The organism is Bradyrhizobium sp. Rc2d, from assembly GCF_900099855.1.
Classification (GTDB): Bacteria; Pseudomonadota; Alphaproteobacteria; order Rhizobiales; family Xanthobacteraceae; genus Bradyrhizobium.
The window spans coordinates 133,034-150,766 of record NZ_FNCU01000016.1; the positions used below are offsets into that span (position 1 = coordinate 133,034).

At 64.1% G+C, this 17,733-nt stretch carries 13 protein-coding genes; 4 read left to right on the forward strand and 9 right to left on the reverse strand.

Annotated features, from left to right (window positions below; translation table 11 throughout):
* Together ntrB and BLV07_RS20985 are read right to left on the reverse strand one after the other, a co-directional pair.
* Complete coding sequence (gene ntrB, locus BLV07_RS20980; protein ID WP_091889066.1) at positions 1-840, reverse strand: nitrate ABC transporter permease; 840 nt, start codon at positions 838-840, stop codon at positions 1-3.
* A 166-nt stretch (positions 841-1,006) separates the two neighbouring features.
* Entirely contained in the window at positions 1,007-2,386 is a 1,380-nt protein-coding gene (locus BLV07_RS20985) for a CmpA/NrtA family ABC transporter substrate-binding protein (RefSeq protein ID WP_091889068.1), read from the reverse strand.
* Between the two features lie 159 nt (positions 2,387-2,545).
* Between BLV07_RS20985 and BLV07_RS20990 the strand changes: the two genes are divergently transcribed.
* Positions 2,546-4,480, forward strand: coding sequence for a sigma 54-interacting transcriptional regulator (locus tag BLV07_RS20990; protein ID WP_091889070.1), 1,935 nt, complete (start codon positions 2,546-2,548; stop codon positions 4,478-4,480).
* A 217-nt stretch (positions 4,481-4,697) separates the two neighbouring features.
* On the opposite strand, the gene BLV07_RS20995 is transcribed toward BLV07_RS20990, so the two are convergent.
* The 3 genes from BLV07_RS20995 to BLV07_RS21005 form a co-directional block, all read right to left on the reverse strand.
* Positions 4,698-5,576 carry a sulfurtransferase gene (locus tag BLV07_RS20995; protein WP_091889072.1) on the reverse strand — a complete coding sequence of 293 codons (879 nt, stop codon included), beginning with the start codon at positions 5,574-5,576 and terminating at the stop codon, positions 4,698-4,700.
* A gap of 76 nt (positions 5,577-5,652) precedes the next feature.
* Entirely contained in the window at positions 5,653-6,786 is a 1,134-nt protein-coding gene (locus BLV07_RS21000) for an acyl-CoA dehydrogenase family protein (RefSeq protein ID WP_176945663.1), read from the reverse strand.
* A gap of 37 nt (positions 6,787-6,823) precedes the next feature.
* Complete coding sequence (locus BLV07_RS21005) at positions 6,824-7,366, reverse strand: OsmC family protein (RefSeq protein ID WP_091889076.1); 543 nt, start codon at positions 7,364-7,366, stop codon at positions 6,824-6,826.
* 247 nt (positions 7,367-7,613) lie between these two features.
* On the opposite strand from BLV07_RS21005, the gene BLV07_RS21010 reads away from it, so the two are divergent.
* Complete coding sequence (locus BLV07_RS21010) at positions 7,614-8,273, forward strand: TetR/AcrR family transcriptional regulator (RefSeq protein ID WP_091889078.1); 660 nt, start codon at positions 7,614-7,616, stop codon at positions 8,271-8,273.
* Positions 8,274-8,458: 185 nt separating this feature from the next.
* On the opposite strand, the gene BLV07_RS21015 is transcribed toward BLV07_RS21010, so the two are convergent.
* Both BLV07_RS21015 and BLV07_RS21020 read right to left on the reverse strand, forming a co-directional pair.
* Positions 8,459-10,141 carry a tetratricopeptide repeat protein gene (locus BLV07_RS21015; RefSeq protein ID WP_244551156.1) on the reverse strand — a complete coding sequence of 561 codons (1,683 nt, stop codon included), beginning with the start codon at positions 10,139-10,141 and terminating at the stop codon, positions 8,459-8,461.
* A 237-nt stretch (positions 10,142-10,378) separates the two neighbouring features.
* A complete protein-coding gene (locus tag BLV07_RS21020) occupies positions 10,379-11,578 on the reverse strand; it encodes a TrmJ/YjtD family RNA methyltransferase (RefSeq protein ID WP_091889080.1) in 1,200 nt (399 codons plus the stop codon).
* 336 nt (positions 11,579-11,914) lie between these two features.
* On the opposite strand from BLV07_RS21020, the gene BLV07_RS21025 reads away from it, so the two are divergent.
* Together BLV07_RS21025 and BLV07_RS21030 are read left to right on the forward strand one after the other, a co-directional pair.
* Positions 11,915-13,129: an NADP-dependent isocitrate dehydrogenase gene (locus tag BLV07_RS21025; RefSeq protein WP_091889082.1), complete on the forward strand. Its 1,215-nt coding sequence runs from the start codon at positions 11,915-11,917 to the stop codon at positions 13,127-13,129.
* Positions 13,130-13,284: 155 nt separating this feature from the next.
* Positions 13,285-13,785 carry a DUF3455 domain-containing protein gene (locus BLV07_RS21030; protein ID WP_091889084.1) on the forward strand — a complete coding sequence of 167 codons (501 nt, stop codon included), beginning with the start codon at positions 13,285-13,287 and terminating at the stop codon, positions 13,783-13,785.
* 16 nt (positions 13,786-13,801) lie between these two features.
* Here BLV07_RS21030 and BLV07_RS21035 read toward each other — a convergent pair whose 3' ends face one another.
* Positions 13,802-15,034, reverse strand: coding sequence for a cyclic nucleotide-gated ion channel (locus BLV07_RS21035; RefSeq protein ID WP_091889086.1), 1,233 nt, complete (start codon positions 15,032-15,034; stop codon positions 13,802-13,804).
* A 6-nt stretch (positions 15,035-15,040) separates the two neighbouring features.
* Positions 15,041-17,719 (reverse strand): alanine--tRNA ligase, encoded by a 2,679-nt coding sequence (gene alaS, locus BLV07_RS21040; RefSeq protein WP_176945664.1) that lies wholly within the window; start codon positions 17,717-17,719, stop codon positions 15,041-15,043.
* Positions 17,720-17,733 lie beyond the last annotated feature (14 nt).

Here is a 17,733-nt window from a genome sequence, read left to right on the forward strand (position 1 = left end):
CTACTCCGGAAACGTAACCATGCGCGTGAATCGCGCCAGGATCTGGTCGAGCAGCATGCCGACGATCCCGATCAGGAGGATCGCGATGATGACATTGGTGATCGAGAGGTTGTTCCACTCGTTCCAGACGAAATAGCCGATGCCGGTGCCGCCGACGAGCATTTCGGCGGCGACGATCACGAGCCAGGCAATGCCGATCGAGATGCGCATCCCGGTCAAGATCGTCGGCGCTGCCGCCGGCAGGACCACGGTGAAGGCGCGCCTGACGGTGCCGACCTCCAGCGTATGCGCGACGTTGATCCACTCCTTGCGCACGCCGGCAACGCCGAAGACGGTGTTGAGCAGCATCGGCCAGATCGAGCAGATGAAGATGACGAAGATCGCCGAGATCGAGGAATCCTTGATGGTGTAGAGCGCCAGCGGCATCCAGGCCAGCGGCGAGATCGGCTTCAGCACCTGGATGAAGGGATCGAGCGCCTTGCTGAGCAGCGGCGACATGCCGATGAGGAAGCCGAGCGGGATCGCGACCAGCACCGCCAGCAGATAGCCGGTGCCGACGCGCGCGATCGAATAGGCAAGCTGGATGCCGAGCCCCTTGTCGTTCGGCCCGTTGTCATAGAACGGCCGCCTCAGGTGCTCCCAGAGCTTTGCGCCGACATCGAGCGGCCCGGGCATCGCGGATTTGCCTTGCGTCGCGGTCAGCCCCATCAGCTTGGCGTATTCCGGACTCATCGCTGTCGTTGCGCCGGTCGAGCGCGTGGCGAGATGCCAGATGCCGAGGAATGCGGCGAGAAGCGCGATAGAGACGAGGCCGGCGCGGAGGCGGAGGGAAGAGTTCATTGCGCGAGACCTCTCCACATGTCGTCCCGGCGAAGGCCGGGACCCATTCCGCGGAATCTATCGATCGCGATCTGCAGCAGTACCGAACGACGAGTCTTCGCCAAACATCTCCCTGGGGTTATGAGTCCCGGCCTTCGCCGGGACGACGGTAGCGAGAGAAGTTTACTCACGACGCCTTCCTGATCTTGAAGCTGGCCAAATAGTCCTCCGGCTTGGTCGGATCGAATGTCTTGCCCATCACCGCGAACGACTTGTAGCTGCTCGTGGGCGGCGACAGCCCCATCTCGGTCATCAGCTTCTTCGTATCGGTCGCCAGGTACACCTGCTCGGCGACCGACTTGTAGTCGACCTCGCCCTTGATCTGGCCCCAGCGCTTCATCTGCGTCAGCATCCACACCGCAAAGGACTGCCAAGGGAACGGATCGAAATCGACCCGCTTGGCGTCGGTCTTCACCCCGCCGAGGCCGTCGGCGTAGGTGCCGGTCAAAACCTGCTCCAGTACGGTGACCGGCGCGTTGATGTAGTTCGCCGGCGCGATCGCCTCCGCGATCTGCTTGCGGTTCTCCGCCTTCGACGCATAGGCCGTCGCATCGACGATGGCCCGCGTCAGTGCCGCAAAGCTGTTCGGCGCCGTCGTGATGAACTCGCGGCTCGCAGCAAAGCTGCAGCAGGGATGGCCATCCCAGATCTCCTTGGACAAGAGATGCATGAAACCGACGCCGTCATAGATCGCGCGCTGGCAGATGTTGTCGGGCGCGAGGAAGCCGTCGATGTTGTCGGCGCGCAGGTTCGCGACCATCTCCGGCGGCGGTACCGAGCGCAGTTGCACGTCGGTATTGGGGTCGAGACCGGCTTCCGCGAGATAATATCGCAGCAAATAGTTGTGCATGGAGTAATCGAAGGGGATGGCGAACTTCAGCCCCTTCCAGTCCTTGGGATCGCGCTTGTCCTTGTGCTTGGCCGCCAGCACGATGCCCTGCCCGTTGATGTTCTCGATCGCCGGCACGGCAAAGGGAATGGCGTTCGCACCGAGCCCCAGCGAGATCGCGATCGGCATCGGCGCCAGCATGTGTGCCGCGTCGTATTCCTTGTTGATGGTCTTGTCGCGGATCACGGCCCAGCCGGCGGTCTTGACCACTTCGACGTTGAGGCCGTGCTTGGCATAGAAACCGAGCGGGGCCGCCATGATGATCGGCGTCGCGCAGGTGATCGGGATGAAGCCGACCTTGAGGTCCTTCTTCTCGGGCGCGCCAGTCTCGGCAAACACCTCGGTTGCGGTCTGAAGCGGGAAGAACTGCGACAGCGCGGCCAGCGCCGTCGAGGCCCCGACCGATTTCAGAAACGCGCGCCGCGCCATATCTTGCGGAAACATCGCGCGCATCACAGCGGAGGCGACAACGCCCGCGTAACGCTTCTCCTCGCTCTCGAACGGCTCGCAACGCAGCGCGCTCGCCTGCTCGTGCTCCGCCGCCGATCGGTGCTGGCCACAGACACAACCGGCTCGAAGGTTTCGATCGGGATCAAACGGATTGTCGAATGTGGACATCGGACCTCCTGCGCGTCATTGCAGAAGGAATTACGCAAGGAGCATGCCATCGCCGGATCGCGAGGCAGTGCGTTGATGACGCAGCACTTTCCGTCGCGCTTGGTCGCCACGAAAAGTCGTGATAAACGAAAATTCGTAATCAAATGACGAGATTTCGTAATGGCAATGACGCCAATGCCCGGCCGCGACGATGCGGCCGAAACCATCGATCCGCGCACCGCGGCGTTTGAGTCCTCAGTGGAGGCGACGCTGCTGATCGATCCCTCCCGCGATCAGATCATCGACGCCAATCCGGCGGCCTGCACCCTGCTTGGCTACGACCGCGCGCTGTTGCGGCAGACCAGGGCCAGCACCCTCCATGCCGGCCAGCTCCCGGCGCTGACCGTGTTCACCCAGGCCGTGCTGCACAAGGGCGCCTATTGGACCACGGCGCTCACCCCGCGCCATGCCGCCGGGCAAAATCTCAGGCTCGAATATGCCGGTTGCATCCTGCCCCATGACGGCCGCACGCTGGTGCTGCTCACCCTCACCGATCTCGAAGCGCGCCGCCGACGCAACGTCGACGCTGCTGCCGAAGACCACATGCGCGGCGGCATCTCGACCTGGCAACGGGTCGAACGCGTATTCCAGGACATCGAGCGCGAGAACCAGCTGATCCTGCGCGCGGCCGGCGAAGGCATCTATGGCGTCAACGCCGAGGGCAAGACCACCTTCGTCAACCCGGCGGCGGAGCGGATGCTCGGCTGGACCGCCGAGGAGCTGGTCGGCAAGGAAATCCACCCGATCGTGCACCACACCCACCATGATGGCCGGCACTATCACAACCACGACTGCCCGATCTATGCGGCGTTCCGCGACGGTGCCGTGCATCAGGTCGACGGCGAGGTGTTTTGGCGCAAGGACGGCTCGCCGGCCTGGGTCGAATACACTTCCACGCCGATCCGCGACCGCGGCGTGGTGGTCGGCGCGGTCGTGGTGTTTCGCGATGTCAGCCAGCGCCGCGAGGCCGACGAGAAGCTGCATGCCGCGCTTGCCGAGGTCGACCGCCTGCGCGAGCGTCTCGAGCTCGAAAACGCCTATCTCCAGGAAGAAATCCGCATCGAGACCAATCCCCGCGGCATCATCGGCCAGAGCGAGGCGATCCAGAAGACGCTGCGCCAGGTCAAGCTGGTGGCCCCGACCACCGCGGCCGTGATGATCACCGGGGCATCAGGCACCGGCAAGGAGCTGATCGCGCGCGCCATCCACGAAGCCTCGGGTCGCAGCGACCGGCCGCTGATCCGCGTCAACTGCGCCGCGATCCCGCGCGAATTGTTCGAGAGCGAGTTCTTCGGTCATGTCCGCGGCGCCTTCACCGGCGCAACGCGCGACCGCATCGGCCGGTTCGAGCTTGCCGACGGCGGCACGTTGTTTCTGGACGAGGTTGGCGAGATCCCGCTCGAACTCCAGGGCAAGCTGCTGCGCGTCTTGCAGGAAGGCAATTTCGAGCGCGTCGGCCAGGAGCGCACGCGCGCGGTCGACGTGCGCGTCATTGCCGCGACCAATCGCGATCTCAAGCAGGAGGTGCAACGCGGCCGGTTTCGCGAGGACCTCTATTTCCGTCTCAACGTATTTCCGATCGAGACTGTCCCCTTGCGCGAGCGACGCGAGGACATTCCGCTGCTCGCCCAGCATTTCCTGACGCGCGAGAGCAAGGCGTTGAAGTCGAACCTGCGTCTGTCCGAAGGCGATGCGCGGCGGCTGACCCGCTACGACTGGCCCGGCAATGTCCGCGAATTGCAGAACGTGATCGAGCGCGCCGCAATCCTGTCCCAGAACGGGCGGCTGCGCATCGATCTGCCCGACCCCTCCGGCACGCAAGCTCCGAGCGGCGCTGCACGCCCGAAAGCCGATGTGCGCCCCGCGGTCATGACGTCATCGGAAATGCGCGATCACGAGCGCGCCAACATTTTGGCGGCGCTCGAAGCCTGCGCAGGGAAAGTCTTCGGCCCCGGCGGCGCGGCCGAGATGCTCGATATCAAGCCGACCACATTGGCCTCGCGGATCAAGGCGCTTGGTATTGCGCCTCGTCCGCGGGCAGATCTCAACGGCTAGAATGTGGCGAAGCACGGTCGCGCGCCTCGGTTCACCTCTCCCGTAGGGAGAGGTCGGATCGCATCGAGAGATGCGATCCGGGTGAGGGCTTACGGTCTCACCAAAGGCAACGCCCCCTCACCCGGATTGCGCTGGACGATGCTTCGCATCGCCAGGAGCAATCCGACCTCTCCCCGTCGGGGAGAGGTGGACCGAGCCCTACGGCAGCGGCACGCTATCACGCCGCCTTTGTCGTGACACCCGACACAACCGGCAATCCCTGCTCGATCGGCAGCGACGGATCGCGCGACCATTCGTTCCAGGAGCCAAAGTACATCCGCACGTCCTTCACCCCGGCATTCTTCAGCGCCAGGAACGTGTTCGAGGCGCGCGCGCCCTTGAAGCAGTAGAGATAGACCGGCGTCGTCTGCGAGATGCCGACAGTGGCGCATTCGGCCAGAATCTCGTCCTTGGACTTGAAGCGCGGGCCCTCGGCGGTCGGCTTCATCATGCGGTACCATTCCAGCCACACCGCGCCGGGGATGCGGCCCTTGCGTGGGCAGAAATCCTTGCCGTATGGGGACGAGCTGTCGCCGATCCACTCATCGACGTCGCGCACGTCGAGGATGGCGATGCCGGGCTTGCCGACGGCCCCGAGCATGGTCTTGGCGTCGATCAGGATCTCGCCCGCCTCAGGCACGATCGTGAACGAGGCCTTCGCCGGCGTCGGCACGTCCTTGGTGACCGGCAATCCGGCTACTGCCCAGGCATCGAAACCGCCATGCAACACCTTGACCTTGGGATAGCCGAGCATGGTGAGGAGATAGTAGCCGCGGCAGGACTGACCGAAGCCGGAGTTCATCGACTGCTCATAGACCACCGCTGTCTCCGTTCCGGAGAAACCGGCGGCACCAAAGGCGTCGGCAAATTTGGTCTTGAGCTCGTTGATGCCGTCGGGCGTCGAGGTCGCAAGATAGGTGAAGATGTCGTGCACGTTCACGGCATTGGGGAGGTGCCCGGCGCCGTAGGCGTCGGGATTGCGGGTGTCGATGACGACACAGGGCTCGGTCTTCAAGAGATCGGCAAGTTCGCTGGCAGAGATCAGAACGTCCGTCATTGGCAGCCTCTCCGTTGAGGTTGAAGGTGGTCTTAACAGTCGTCTTGGCAGGCGTCTTCGGGTGGACTCGTGAAGATCAGGAATCGGCGAGCATCTTGCGTAATTGCTTGGTGGCAGGCGTGACGATCGCGACGAAATAGGCCTCGCGCAGTCGCCGCTGAGCGCGATGGCTTTTGAGATAACCGCGTGCACCACAATGCAGCATCGCCGCATGCGCCGCCGCGACGCTGGCTTCGCCGGCACGAAGCCTGAGTGCGATCACCTTGCGCCAGTAGGTCTCCTCCTCGTTGTAGGGATCACGCGCCAGCGCCATCGTTTCGATCTCGAGCTCGGCGGCGAGATCGCGAAAATGCACCGGCTGCTGCGGCAGATAGCGGTTGATATGGCCAAGGGGGCTGTCGACTTCGTCCATGATGTTGATGCAGTCCCTGATCACGCCGAGCGCCATGCCGGCCTGGAGCAGGATGAAGCCGGCGCGGATCTTCTTCACGAAGGGACCCGCGGGATCGGCCAGGATCAGTTCGTCCGGCACGAAGACGTCGCGGAACTGGACGCCATAAGTGCCGGTGCCGTCCATGGCGAGGAACGGCTTGCACGGCGTCAGCGTGATCGCGGGATCGGAGCAGTCGGCCAGAAACATCACCGTGCCAGGCTCGCCTTTTGCGATGCCCTGATCGTCCTCGCGTTCGAAGATCGTGCCGAAGTAATGGTCAGGACCGAGATTGGAGACCCAGGGCAGCGCGCCGCGCACGATGTAGCCGCCCTCGACCTTGCGCCCCTTCAGCTTGAGCTTCTCGATGCCAAAGAAGCTCTTCATCGGATTGGAGAGCCCGGTGCCGCCGAGCACCCGCCCCGTCGAGAAGGCATCGCCAAAGCGTTTTGCCAGCTTCAGATTCGTCGAGTTCGCGGCGTACCAGACGAGCGTGTTCTGGCACCAGGCCATGAAGGCGGTGGCGCCGCAAATCTCGCCAATCGCCGCCATCGCCTGGATGGCGCAGCGCAGATCCGCGGGGCCTTCGTGCGGGACGTGACTGCCCCAGGCGCCGACCGCGCCGAACTTGCGCAGAACCTCGGCCGGATAGACCGTGCCGGCGTCGATGCCGGCAGCGAGCGGCGCGAGCTGCTCCCGCGCGATCCGCGCCACCTCTCCTGCAATGGACGGTGCGGGATGATCCAAAACGTCGACCCGCGATAAAGCCAGTGAACCCATGATCGTCTCCCGCACCCCAGTTGCTGATTGCTGTCTGCTAGATGCCGACCTCGAGATTGACCGGGCGGGTGAAGGTGTTGGCGACCGGCGACCATTTCTTCACATGGGCGACCAGCGCGTTGATCTCGTCCGGCGCGATGCCCTCGCACTCCATGTCGACCTTGACGCGGACGTCAGTGAAGCCGACCGGCTTGTCGGAAGTGTCGCCGGTGCCCCAGACCGCAGTGATGTTGAGGTCGCCCTCGAGCTCCAGCTCGAGCTTGTTGACGATCCAGCCGCGATGCACGGCGTTGGCGTGCAGACCGACGGCGAGGCAGGAGCCGAGCGCGGCGAGCGAGGCTTCCGACGGATTGGGCGCGGTATCGTCGCCCAGAAGCCCCGGGGGCTCGTCGACGATGTAGGGCGGCAAATTGCGGATGTAGTTGGCGTGGCGGAATTTTCCCTCCGCGACCGTCTTGCACTTCAAGGTCTTGACGACCTTCGGATTGGCCTTGCCGCTCGCGATCAGTTGCTCGAGGCCATTCTTGTCGATGGGCGCGAGGCACCCCGTCAGCACTGTCTTCTGAACGACGGCAGTCATCAGTCTTCTCCCTGGCAGAAGTGGAAATCGGCAGGATACCGAACGGTCTGTTTCCTTGCATGGAGCGTGCCACAGCAAGCCGAAAACAAAACGCGAAGCATTGGAGCCGCTTAAGTGTCCCTGCCTGCGGATTGATCAGCCGCAGCTTGCTTAAAGGCGAAGCAGATGCGCTTGCGCATGCGAATCTTTTCGGCGCGGAACAGATGCGGCTTGCTGATGCGGCGCAGCTGCGGGTAAGTTCGAGTCCATGGCTAAGACGTCATCGAAGAAAAAATCGAATTCGCCGCACGCCGGTGCTGGCGCAGGCGACGACGAGTCCGCGCGCGGGCGTTTGCTGAGCGCCGCGACCCATCTGTTCTGCAAGAACGGCATCAATGCCACCGGCATCGATGCGATCATCGAGGAAGCCGGCACCGCGAAGACCACGCTCTATAAATTGTTCGGCTCCAAGACCAACCTCGTCAACGCGGTGCTGGAGAGCGAAGGCAAGCAGTGGCGCGAATGGTTCATCGGCGCGATGGAGCAAGGCGGCGGTGATGCGCAGGCGAAACTGACGCGCATCTTCCCCGCGCTGAAGAGCTGGTTCGCCGAAGAACGCTTCTACGGCTGCCCCTTCATCAACGCCGTCGGCGAGCACGACAAGGACCAGAAGCTGTTCCGCAACATCGCGTTGAAGCACAAGAAAATCGTGCTCGGCCACATCGAGAAACTCGCCGGCGAGTTCGGCTCCAGCGAGCCCACCGTGCTCGCGCACCAGCTCGGCCTCATCATCGACGGCGCCATCGTCGCGGCGATGATCTCGCGCGATCCGGGCGTTGCCGATACCGCCGCGCTTGCGGCAGGTCCCCTGCTCAGCCAGTCGAAGACGAAGAAGAAGCGCGCGGCGGACCAGCTAGAGGCAGTGTGATCGGTCTCATCCGTAGCCCGCATGAGCGCAGCGACATGCGGGAACACCGTCCCGGATATCGCTCCGCTCATCCGGGCTACGAAGATTCAGGGGGTGGGCAAAGGCGCGCAGCGCCGTGGCCACGAATTCTGTCGCAACGTTGCCGATCGACATCGGTGGGCACGCTGCGCTTTGCCTAACAACAGTCAGCGGCTCGCTCGCAACGCGCCAAGCTCGACGTCGGCGGCCTGTTTCTCTATGAAGGTCTTCGGGCAATCAGCTGCCGCCAAGTCGAACAGCCTCAACGCCTCTTCCTTGGAGCCGCCCTGCAGTGCGCGCTCAGCAATATAGAAATTCGCCTCGCAGACCTGCGCCTTCTTCTTCGTGGGGTCGGCATCGTCCGCCGCGCTGAGCACTTGCTCCGGCGTCATTGTGCCAAGAAAGAGATTGACGATCGGCGCGGGCCATTTCGCCGCGTCCAGCTGCTTTGCAGCCTCGCTCAGCTGGCTCGGTTGGTCACTGCGCCTTGCAAGAATTTCGCGCCATACGACCGGATAGGCATCCTTTGGATTGAGCAGGATCGCCTGATCCAGGTCGGTCAACGATTTGGTGAATGAAGCACTCTGCCAATAGATCCTCGCGCGATGAAAGTAGGCGCGTGAATCCTTGGCATCCAGCTGCACGAGTTGATCGTAGTCCGCAATCGCGCGGCCGAAGTCCCCCTTGGTTCTGTACGCATTGCCGCGAGACGATATTGCGTCCTTGTCCTTGGGATTGAGGCGGATCGCCTCATCATAGTCTGCGATAGCGCGGTCAAGGTCCCCTTTTGCGTAGTAGGCCACTCCGCGAGCGCGGAGCGCAGGTCCATCCCCCGCAGCGAGTACGATTGACTCACCAGCGACGGATGCAGAAATGGGGTCGGCGCCCTGACCTTGAATCTGAGGCTGCCGATCGCCAGGGATTGCTTGATCCTGATGTGCCAGCTGGATTGCCTGGTTGTAATCGGCAATCGCGTGATCATAATCGCCTTTTCGAGCGTAGGCGACGCCCCGACAGCCGTAGGCAGATCGGCTTTGTGGATTCAACTCGATGATCCGGTCATAGTCGGCGATAGCGCGGTCGAGTTCGCCCAGCTGAGAAAAGGATTCGGCTCGGAAGTAGTAGAAATACTCATTCCTCGGCTTGATTTGGATTGTTTGATCGAGTTCGGCCAATGCACGCTCTCTGTTACCCTTGGCGAAGTAAACCCGGCCGCGGCACAATTGACCGCCGCCGGTTTGGGGGCTGATCTCGACCGCTCGATCACAGTCGGCCATGGCCCGATCCGGATCCCCCTTGCGGACGTAAGCGAGGCCCCGTTCGACATGCTCTATGACATTGTCCGGATGGATCAGGAGAGCCTGATCATAGTCGGTGATGGCGCGGACGAAGTCGCGTCTCGCCGAATAGACGTGAGCACGTCCGAGATATGCGTAGGTATTCTTCGGATCAAGCTCGATCACCTTGGCATAGTCTGGCAGCGCGGCCTCGGGCTCTCGCTTTTGGAGAAACGCAGAAGCTCTCGCGATACGGGCGTTCAGATTGGCCGGATCGCGCTCGATGATCTGGTTGTAGTCCGCGATCGCAAGATCGATCTCGCCCTTCTGGCGGTAGAACATGGCGCGGCGGAAGTACGCCATGATCACGCCTTGCTGCATGCCCGTCGCCGCCTGAATGATGGCGGAGCAGCCCGCGATGCGGTCATCAACGCTGAAATTTCCGACCGCGTTGCACTTGGAGGTCAAGGGCATTTCCGCGCGAGCGCCTGATATTTCGAGCAAGGCCGTCAGCGCCAAAACACTGAAGCTTGCTACCGCACAAATGAGTGCGCGGCCGATCATTCCAAACATACAGTCCCCAACTCAATTCCCGAGGACTGTCATAGCAACGGATTGCGAGTTTGCACAGCCCTCGGTTGCGTCGTTGGCAAATGGAGCTCCAGCTGGCCGAAAGCTTGGAGCAGACTAGTGCCGTAGGGTGGGCAAAGGCGCGCAGCGCCGTGCCCACAAATTCTGTCTCAACATTGCCGATCGACATGGTGGGCACGCTACACTTTGCCACCCTACAAGACCGATGCGCGACGAGACCTACGCGCTCTGCGCCATCATCCCGGCAAGCCGCACCAGCTCCGCCTCCAGATCGCGCTCGACGTCCGCCGCCCGGATCTCCAGCACACGATAATCCCGCGCTTCGAGCCACACACGCCGCGACGCACGGTCGGCGGCGATGGTCTCGCCCTCGCCCGGGTTGACCAGCTCGATCGCGATCCGGTGCGGGAATGAGACGAAATCCGGGATATGCCGCCCCACCGGGGTCTGGCGCTTGAACTGGCCGGCGAAACGACGATCACGGGTCAGGGCATGCCAGAGCAGGCGCTCGGCATCGGTCGGGTTGCGGCGGAGCAGGCGGGCGAGGCCGCGCACGGTCGAGCCGCTGTCGGGCACGCCGCCGCCCTGCCCGTGCTCAGCCAAGAGCGCGCGCAGGCGCGTGGCCTGCTCGCCGTCGAGCACGCCGCCCTTGGCCGGGCCCTTGCGCCCTTCCGCGATCGCCATCACCACGCCGTGGAGCGTGTGCATATCCTGCTTGGTCGGCTCCATCCGGCTGAAGATGTTGCGCAGGTTGACCAGCATGGTGTCGCGCTTCTCGGCGGGGCGCAGGAATTCGACCTTGTCGAGCTCGCGCACGAGGTTGTCGAAGAAGGCCTGCATCTGGTGCTGCGAAGCGCGCTCGGACCGCTCCGGCATGGCGTGCGGCAGCTCGCCGGATGTGGCTCGTTTGAACCATTCATAGCCGACCAGCAGCACGGCCTGCGCGAGGTTGAGCGAGGCAAAGCCCGGATTGACCGGGAAGGTGATGATACGGTTGGAGAGCCCGACCTCCTCGTTGGTCAGGCCCCAGCGCTCGCGGCCGAACAGGATACCGGCCTTGCCCCCGGTGGCGATGTGCCCCGAGATCTCGGCGACGGCGGCTTCCGGCCCGACCACCGGCTTGGCCTGGTCGTGCGCGCGGGCGGTGGCGGCGAACAACAGGTCGAGATCGGCGACCGCCTGCTCGACCGTCTCGAACAATTCGACCTTTTCCAGAATCTGATCGGCGCCGGCGGCGGCGCGCTGGGCCGCGATGTTGGGCCAGCCGTCGCGGGGATTGACGATGCGAAGCCGGCTCAGGGCAAAATTGCCCATGGCGCGCGCGGCCATGCCGATGTTTTCCCCGAGCTGCGGCTCGACCAGGATCACGATGGGACCATCGAGAGAAAGCCCCGCCTTGCTCTTGTCAGTCCCCGACATCTCGCTTCGCTTTCACGCTGTCTCTCAAGGCCTTGCAGAGGCCACTTCAGGAGTTGATTCAAGCCGGCCCACCGGGCGGGCCGCCCGTCCGCCTGTCGTTTGCCTGTCCTGACAAAATTCTCAAGGGAAATAACGGGTTGGATTCGACTTTTGAATCTCGCCTGGAACATGACCCGGGTCCGGCCGAGGGCGGGCTGCCGCTGCCCGTCTGCGGAAGCTGGATGAGCTAAAAGTGCATAATCCCTTGGCTTTCGCCCGCCGCGCGGCGGTGCTAAGAGGCGCCGGATATTCCCGTGGCGCACCCAAAGCGCCGTTCCCCAAGAGGCTTCCCCGATCATGGCAAAAATCAAGGTATCCAATCCCGTCGTCGAACTCGATGGCGACGAGATGACCCGGATCATCTGGCAGTACATCAAGGACAAGCTGATCACTCCGTTCCTGGATGTCGAGCTGCTCTATTTCGACCTGGGCATGGAGCACCGCGACCACACCAACGATCAGGTCACCATCGACGCCGCCGAGGCCATCAAGAAGGTCGGCGTCGGCGTCAAGTGCGCCACCATCACCCCGGATGAAGCCCGGGTGAAGGAGTTCAACCTCAAGCAGATGTGGAAGTCGCCGAACGGCACCATCCGCAACATCCTCGGCGGCTGCATCTTCCGCGAGCCGATCATCTGCAAGAACGTGCCGCGCCTCGTTCCCGGCTGGACCAAGCCGATCATCATCGGCCGCCACGCCTATGGCGACCAGTACCGCGCCACCGATTTCAAGTTCCCCGGCAAGGGCACCCTGTCGATGAAGTTCGTCGGCGAGGACGGCACCGTGATCGAGAAGGAAGTGTTCAAGGCCCCCGATGCCGGCGTCGCGATGGGAATGTACAATCTCGACGACTCCATCATCGACTTCGCCCGCGCCTCCTTCAATTACGGCCTGCTGCGCGGCTATCCGGTCTATCTGTCGACCAAGAACACGATCCTGAAGGTCTATGACGGCCGCTTCAAGGACATCTTCCAGGACATCTTCGACCGCGAGTTCAAGAAGGAGTTCGACGCCAAGGGCCTGACCTACGAGCACCGCCTGATCGACGACATGGTGGCCTCGGCGCTGAAATGGTCCGGCGGCTATGTCTGGGCCTGTAAGAACTACGACGGCGACGTGCAGTCCGATACGGTCGCGCAGGGCTACGGCTCGCTCGGCCTGATGACTTCGGTGCTGCTCACCCCGGACGGCAAGACGGTGGAAGCCGAGGCTGCCCACGGCACGGTGACCCGCCACTACCGCGAGCACCAGAAGGGCAAGGAGACCTCGACCAACTCGATCGCGTCGATCTTCGCCTGGACCCGTGGCCTGTCGCATCGCGCCAAGCTCGACAACAATGCCGAGCTCGCCAAGTTCGCAAACACGCTGGAGAAGGTCTGCGTCGACACCGTCGAGGCCGGCTACATGACCAAGGACCTTGCGCTCCTGGTCGGCGCCGACCAGCGCTGGCTCTCCACCACCGGCTTCCTCGACAAGGTCGCCGAGAACCTGACCAAGGCGCTGGCGGCGTAAGCCGCCAACTCCACGCGTCATTGCGAGCGTAGCGAAGCAATCCAGAAGCCCTCCGCGGGACCACTCTGGATTGCTTCGTCGCATCAGCGCAAAATTGCTCTGCAATTTTGTCGCGAGCTCCTCGCAATGACGACACATGCACGCGAGGAAACGCCATGCCGACATCGAAGAGCCTTGCATTCGCGGCCTTCGCGCTGGCCAGCACGCCCGCATTCGCCATCGATCCGCTTCCCGAAGCCATCGCCGCGCCGGGCGAGAGCGTCGTGCTCAGCGTCCACGCCGAGGGCGCACAGGTCTATGAGTGCAAGGCCGGCACCGACGGCAAGCTCGCCTGGACCTTCCGCGAGCCGATCGCGACGCTTCTCTCGGACGGCAAGACCATCGGCCGCCACTATGCCGGCCCGAACTGGGAGCATGCCGACGGCAGCGCGGTGGTCGGCAAGGCCATCGGCAATGCGCCGGGCGCAACGGCGAGCGATATCCCCTGGCTGAAGCTGGAAGTGACCGCTCACCGCGGCAGCGGCGTGCTGACGCCCGTGACCACGGTCCAGCGCATCAACACCCGTGGCGGCAAGCTCGACGGCGCTTGCGACAGGGCTGGCGAGTTCAGGAGCGTGCCCTACTCCGCCGAGTATGTTTTCCTGAAGAAGGGCTAACCCGCGGCGGACCTCGTCAGCGCGCCTTGCCCCCATCTTCCTTCTCCGCCTGCGCCAGCTCCGCCGCAGCGAGATCGCCGGTGTCGGCGAGCCTCGCTTTCGCAGTGTTGTGGACGTGGGCGGCCAGCGTCGGCATGCGCGCGATCAGCGCGTGGAAATCCTGGGCGTCGAGCACGAGCAGCCGGGTCTTGCGCGTCGCCGTCACCGTGCCGCTGCGTTTTGTTTTGTGCAAGAGCGCGATCTCGCCAAAGAAGGTGCCGTCCGCAAGCCGCACCTGCTGGCTCGGCAGCGCGATCTCGACCTCGCCGGCGGTGACGAAATACATCGAGGAGGCGACATCGCCCCGCCGCACCAGGATCTCGCCCTGCTCGATGGTGCGTGCCCTGAGCAGCCGCATGATATCGGCGATCTCGGCGGCCGACAAATGCGAGAATAGCGGCACCCGCGCCAGCATGCCCCAGGTGACGACGAAATCGCGCCGCTTCACCTCTTCGGCAAAGGCGGTGGAGATGATCGCGACCGGCAGCGCGATCATGGCAAAGCCGCTGATGATGGCGAAGGTGGAGATGAACTTGCCGAGCGGCGTCACCGGCACGACATCGCCATAGCCGACGGTGCCGAGCGTCACGATCGCCCACCACATCGCCTGCGGGATGGTGCCGAGCTTGTCCGGCTGCACGTCGCGCTCGATGGCGTAGAGCAGCGAAGCAAAGGTCAAGACCACGCCGACCAGGATGACGATGCAGCCGATCAGCGCGCGCCGCTCGGCATGCACGGCCGCAAGCAGCGAGCGCATCGCCGGCGAATAGCGGATCAGCTTGAAGAACGGCAGTACGCCGAGAGCTGCCAGCGTCGCATGCCGGCCCGTGGCCAGCACGATCGCTGCGGGGAGGAACGCCATGAGGTCGATGATGCCGAGCGCGGAGAAGGCGTAGCCGAGCCGGTCGGACAGCGCGGACGCCTTGCGCTGCGTGTGGCCGGCCACGGTCCACAGCCGCGCCGCATATTCCAGCGCGAACACGATCACGGACAGGATGGTGATGCCAGCGAACAGCGTGCCGAATTGCGCGTCCAGCTCAGGCACCGAGGCGAGGATCATCGCCGCCACGTTGATCACGATGACGCCGATGATCACCTGGATGAAGCGCGACCCGACCGAATAGGCCAGCGGATCGTGCTCCAGCAATTCGAAGAGGCGATCCCTCAAATCGGGATCGCGAAGCCCACGTCCTCGCGGAACGGGGGACATAGGGCTTTAAGCGCCTGCCATCGCTTTTTCGATCGCCGAGAGCGCCGCGGCCGCATTGGCGCCGTCAGGGCCGCCGGCCTGGGCCATGTCGGGTCGGCCGCCGCCGCCCTTGCCGCCGAGCGCTTCGGAGGCGATGCGCACCAAATTCACGGCGTTGAAGCGCGCGGTGAGATCCTGCGTGACGCCGACCACGACGCCGGCCTTGCCGTCCTCGGTGACGCCGACGATGGCGACGACGCCGGAGCCGATCTGCTTCTTGCCGTCGTCGGCAAGGCTCTTGAGATCCTTCATCTCGATGCCCTCGACCGCGCGCGCCATCAGCTTGACGCCGCCGGCTTCGCGCACGCCTGCCGCCGCGCCGTTGCTGGACGACGCACCGCCGCCCATCGCCAGCTTCTTGCGCGCGTCGGAGAGCTCGCGCTCGAGCTTCTTGCGCTCCTCCATCAGCGCCGTGATGCGCGCCGGCACGTCGTCGATGGACGTGCGCAGCTCGTTGGCCGCGGTCTTCGCCAGCGCCATGGTGTCATTGGCGTGCTTGCGCGCATAATTGCCGGTCAGCGCCTCGATGCGGCGCACGCCGGAGGCGACCGCGCTCTCGCTCGTGAGCGTGATCAGGCCGATGTCGCCGGTGCGCCTCACATGGGTGCCGCCGCAGAGCTCGACCGACCAGCCGAGCGCGTTGGCGCCGCGCTCGCGCGCGGTCCTGCCCATGGAAACGACGCGGACCTCGTCGCCATATTTCTCGCCGAACAGGGCGCGCGCGCCGGCCTCACGGGCTTCGTCGACGCCCATGATGCGCGTGGTGACCTCATCGTTCTCCAGCACCACATCGTTGGCGATGTCCTCGATGCGGGACAGCTCCTCTGCCGTGATCGGCTTCGGATGCACGAAGTCGAAGCGCAGGCGGTCGGGCGCGACCAGCGAGCCGCGCTGCGCGATGTGATCGCCGAGCACCTGACGCAGCGCCTCGTGAATGAGATGCGTCGCCGAGTGATGGGCGCGGATCGAGGAGCGACGCCCGTGATCCACCTCGAGCTGGAGCGCGGTGCCGAGCTTCACTTCGCCGCTCTCGACCGTGCCGATGTGGACGAAGAGATCGCCGAGCTTCTTCTGCATGTCGGTGATGCGGACCTTGATGCCGCCCTCCCCGAGCAGCACGCCGGTGTCGCCGACCTGGCCGCCGGATTCCGCGTAGAACGGCGTCTGGTTCAGCACCAGCGCCCCGGTCTCGCCGGCCTTGAGGCTGTCCGCCTCCTTGCCGTCCTTTACCAGTGCGGAAACCACGCCTTCGGCGCTTTCGGTCTCGTAGCCCAGGAATTCGGTCGCACCCAGCTTCTCGCGCAGCGGGAACCAGACCGCCTCGGAAGCCGCTTCGCCCGAGCCCTTCCACGACTCGCGCGCCTTGGCCTTTTGGCGCTCCATCGCATCGGAGAAGGCCGCTTGGTCGACGCCGATGCCGCGCGACTTCAGCGCGTCCTGCGTCAGGTCCAGCGGGAAGCCGTAGGTGTCGTAGAGTGTGAAGGCGACGTCGCCATCGAACATGTCGCCCTTCTTCAAGGACGCGCTCTTTTCGTCGAGGATGGCGAGGCCGCGCGCGAGAGTCTTGCGGAAGCGGGTCTCTTCCAGCCGCAGCGTTTCCTCGATCAGATTCTCCGCGCGCATCAGTTCGGGGTAAGCCTGGCCCATCTCGCGCACCAGCGCCCAGACCAGCCGATGCATCAGCGGCTCTTTCGCGCCCAGCAGCTGCGCATGTCGCATCGCGCGGCGCATGATCCGGCGCAGCACATAGCCGCGACCCTCGTTCGAGGGCAGCACGCCGTCGGCGACGAGGAAGGCCGAGGAGCGCAAATGGTCGGCGATGACGCGGAACGACGCCACTGTCTGCTCGCTCGGCCCGGTGCCGAGCGCCGAGGCCGTCGCGTCGATCAGGTTGCGGAACAGGTCGGTCTCGAACACGCTCTCGACGCCCTGGAGGATGCAGGCCATGCGCTCCAGGCCCATGCCGGTGTCGATCGAGGGACGCGGCAAGCCAACGCGCTCCTCCTTCGTCACCTGCTCGTACTGCATGAACACGAGATTCCAGAATTCGAGGAAGCGATCGCCGTCCTCCTCCGGCGAGCCCGGAGGCCCGCCCCAGATGTGCTCGCCGCGGTCGATGAAGATCTCCGAGCACGGGCCGCACGGGCCGGTGTCGCCCATCGCCCAGAAATTGTCCGAGGTCGGAATCCGGATGATGCGGTCGTCGGAGAAGCCGGCGATCTTCTTCCACAGGCCGGCCGCCTCGTCGTCGGTGTGATAGACCGTGACGAGCAGCTTGTCCTTCTTCAGCCCGAATTCGGCAGTGATCAGCTTCCAGGCGAGCTCGATCGCGCGCTCCTTGAAATAGTCGCCGAACGAGAAGTTGCCGAGCATCTCGAAGAAGGTGAGATGGCGCGCAGTGTAGCCGACATTGTCGAGATCGTTGTGCTTGCCGCCGGCGCGCACGCATTTCTGCGACGTGGTGGCGCGCTGATAGGGCCGCTTCTCGACGCCGGTGAAGACGTTCTTGAACTGCACCATGCCGGCATTGGTGAACATCAGGGTCGGGTCGTTGCGCGGCACCAGTGGCGAGGACGGCACGATCTCGTGGCCGTTCTCGGCAAAGAAGTTCAGAAAGGTCGACCTGATCTCGTTGACGCCGCTCATGTTCATCCAATCGA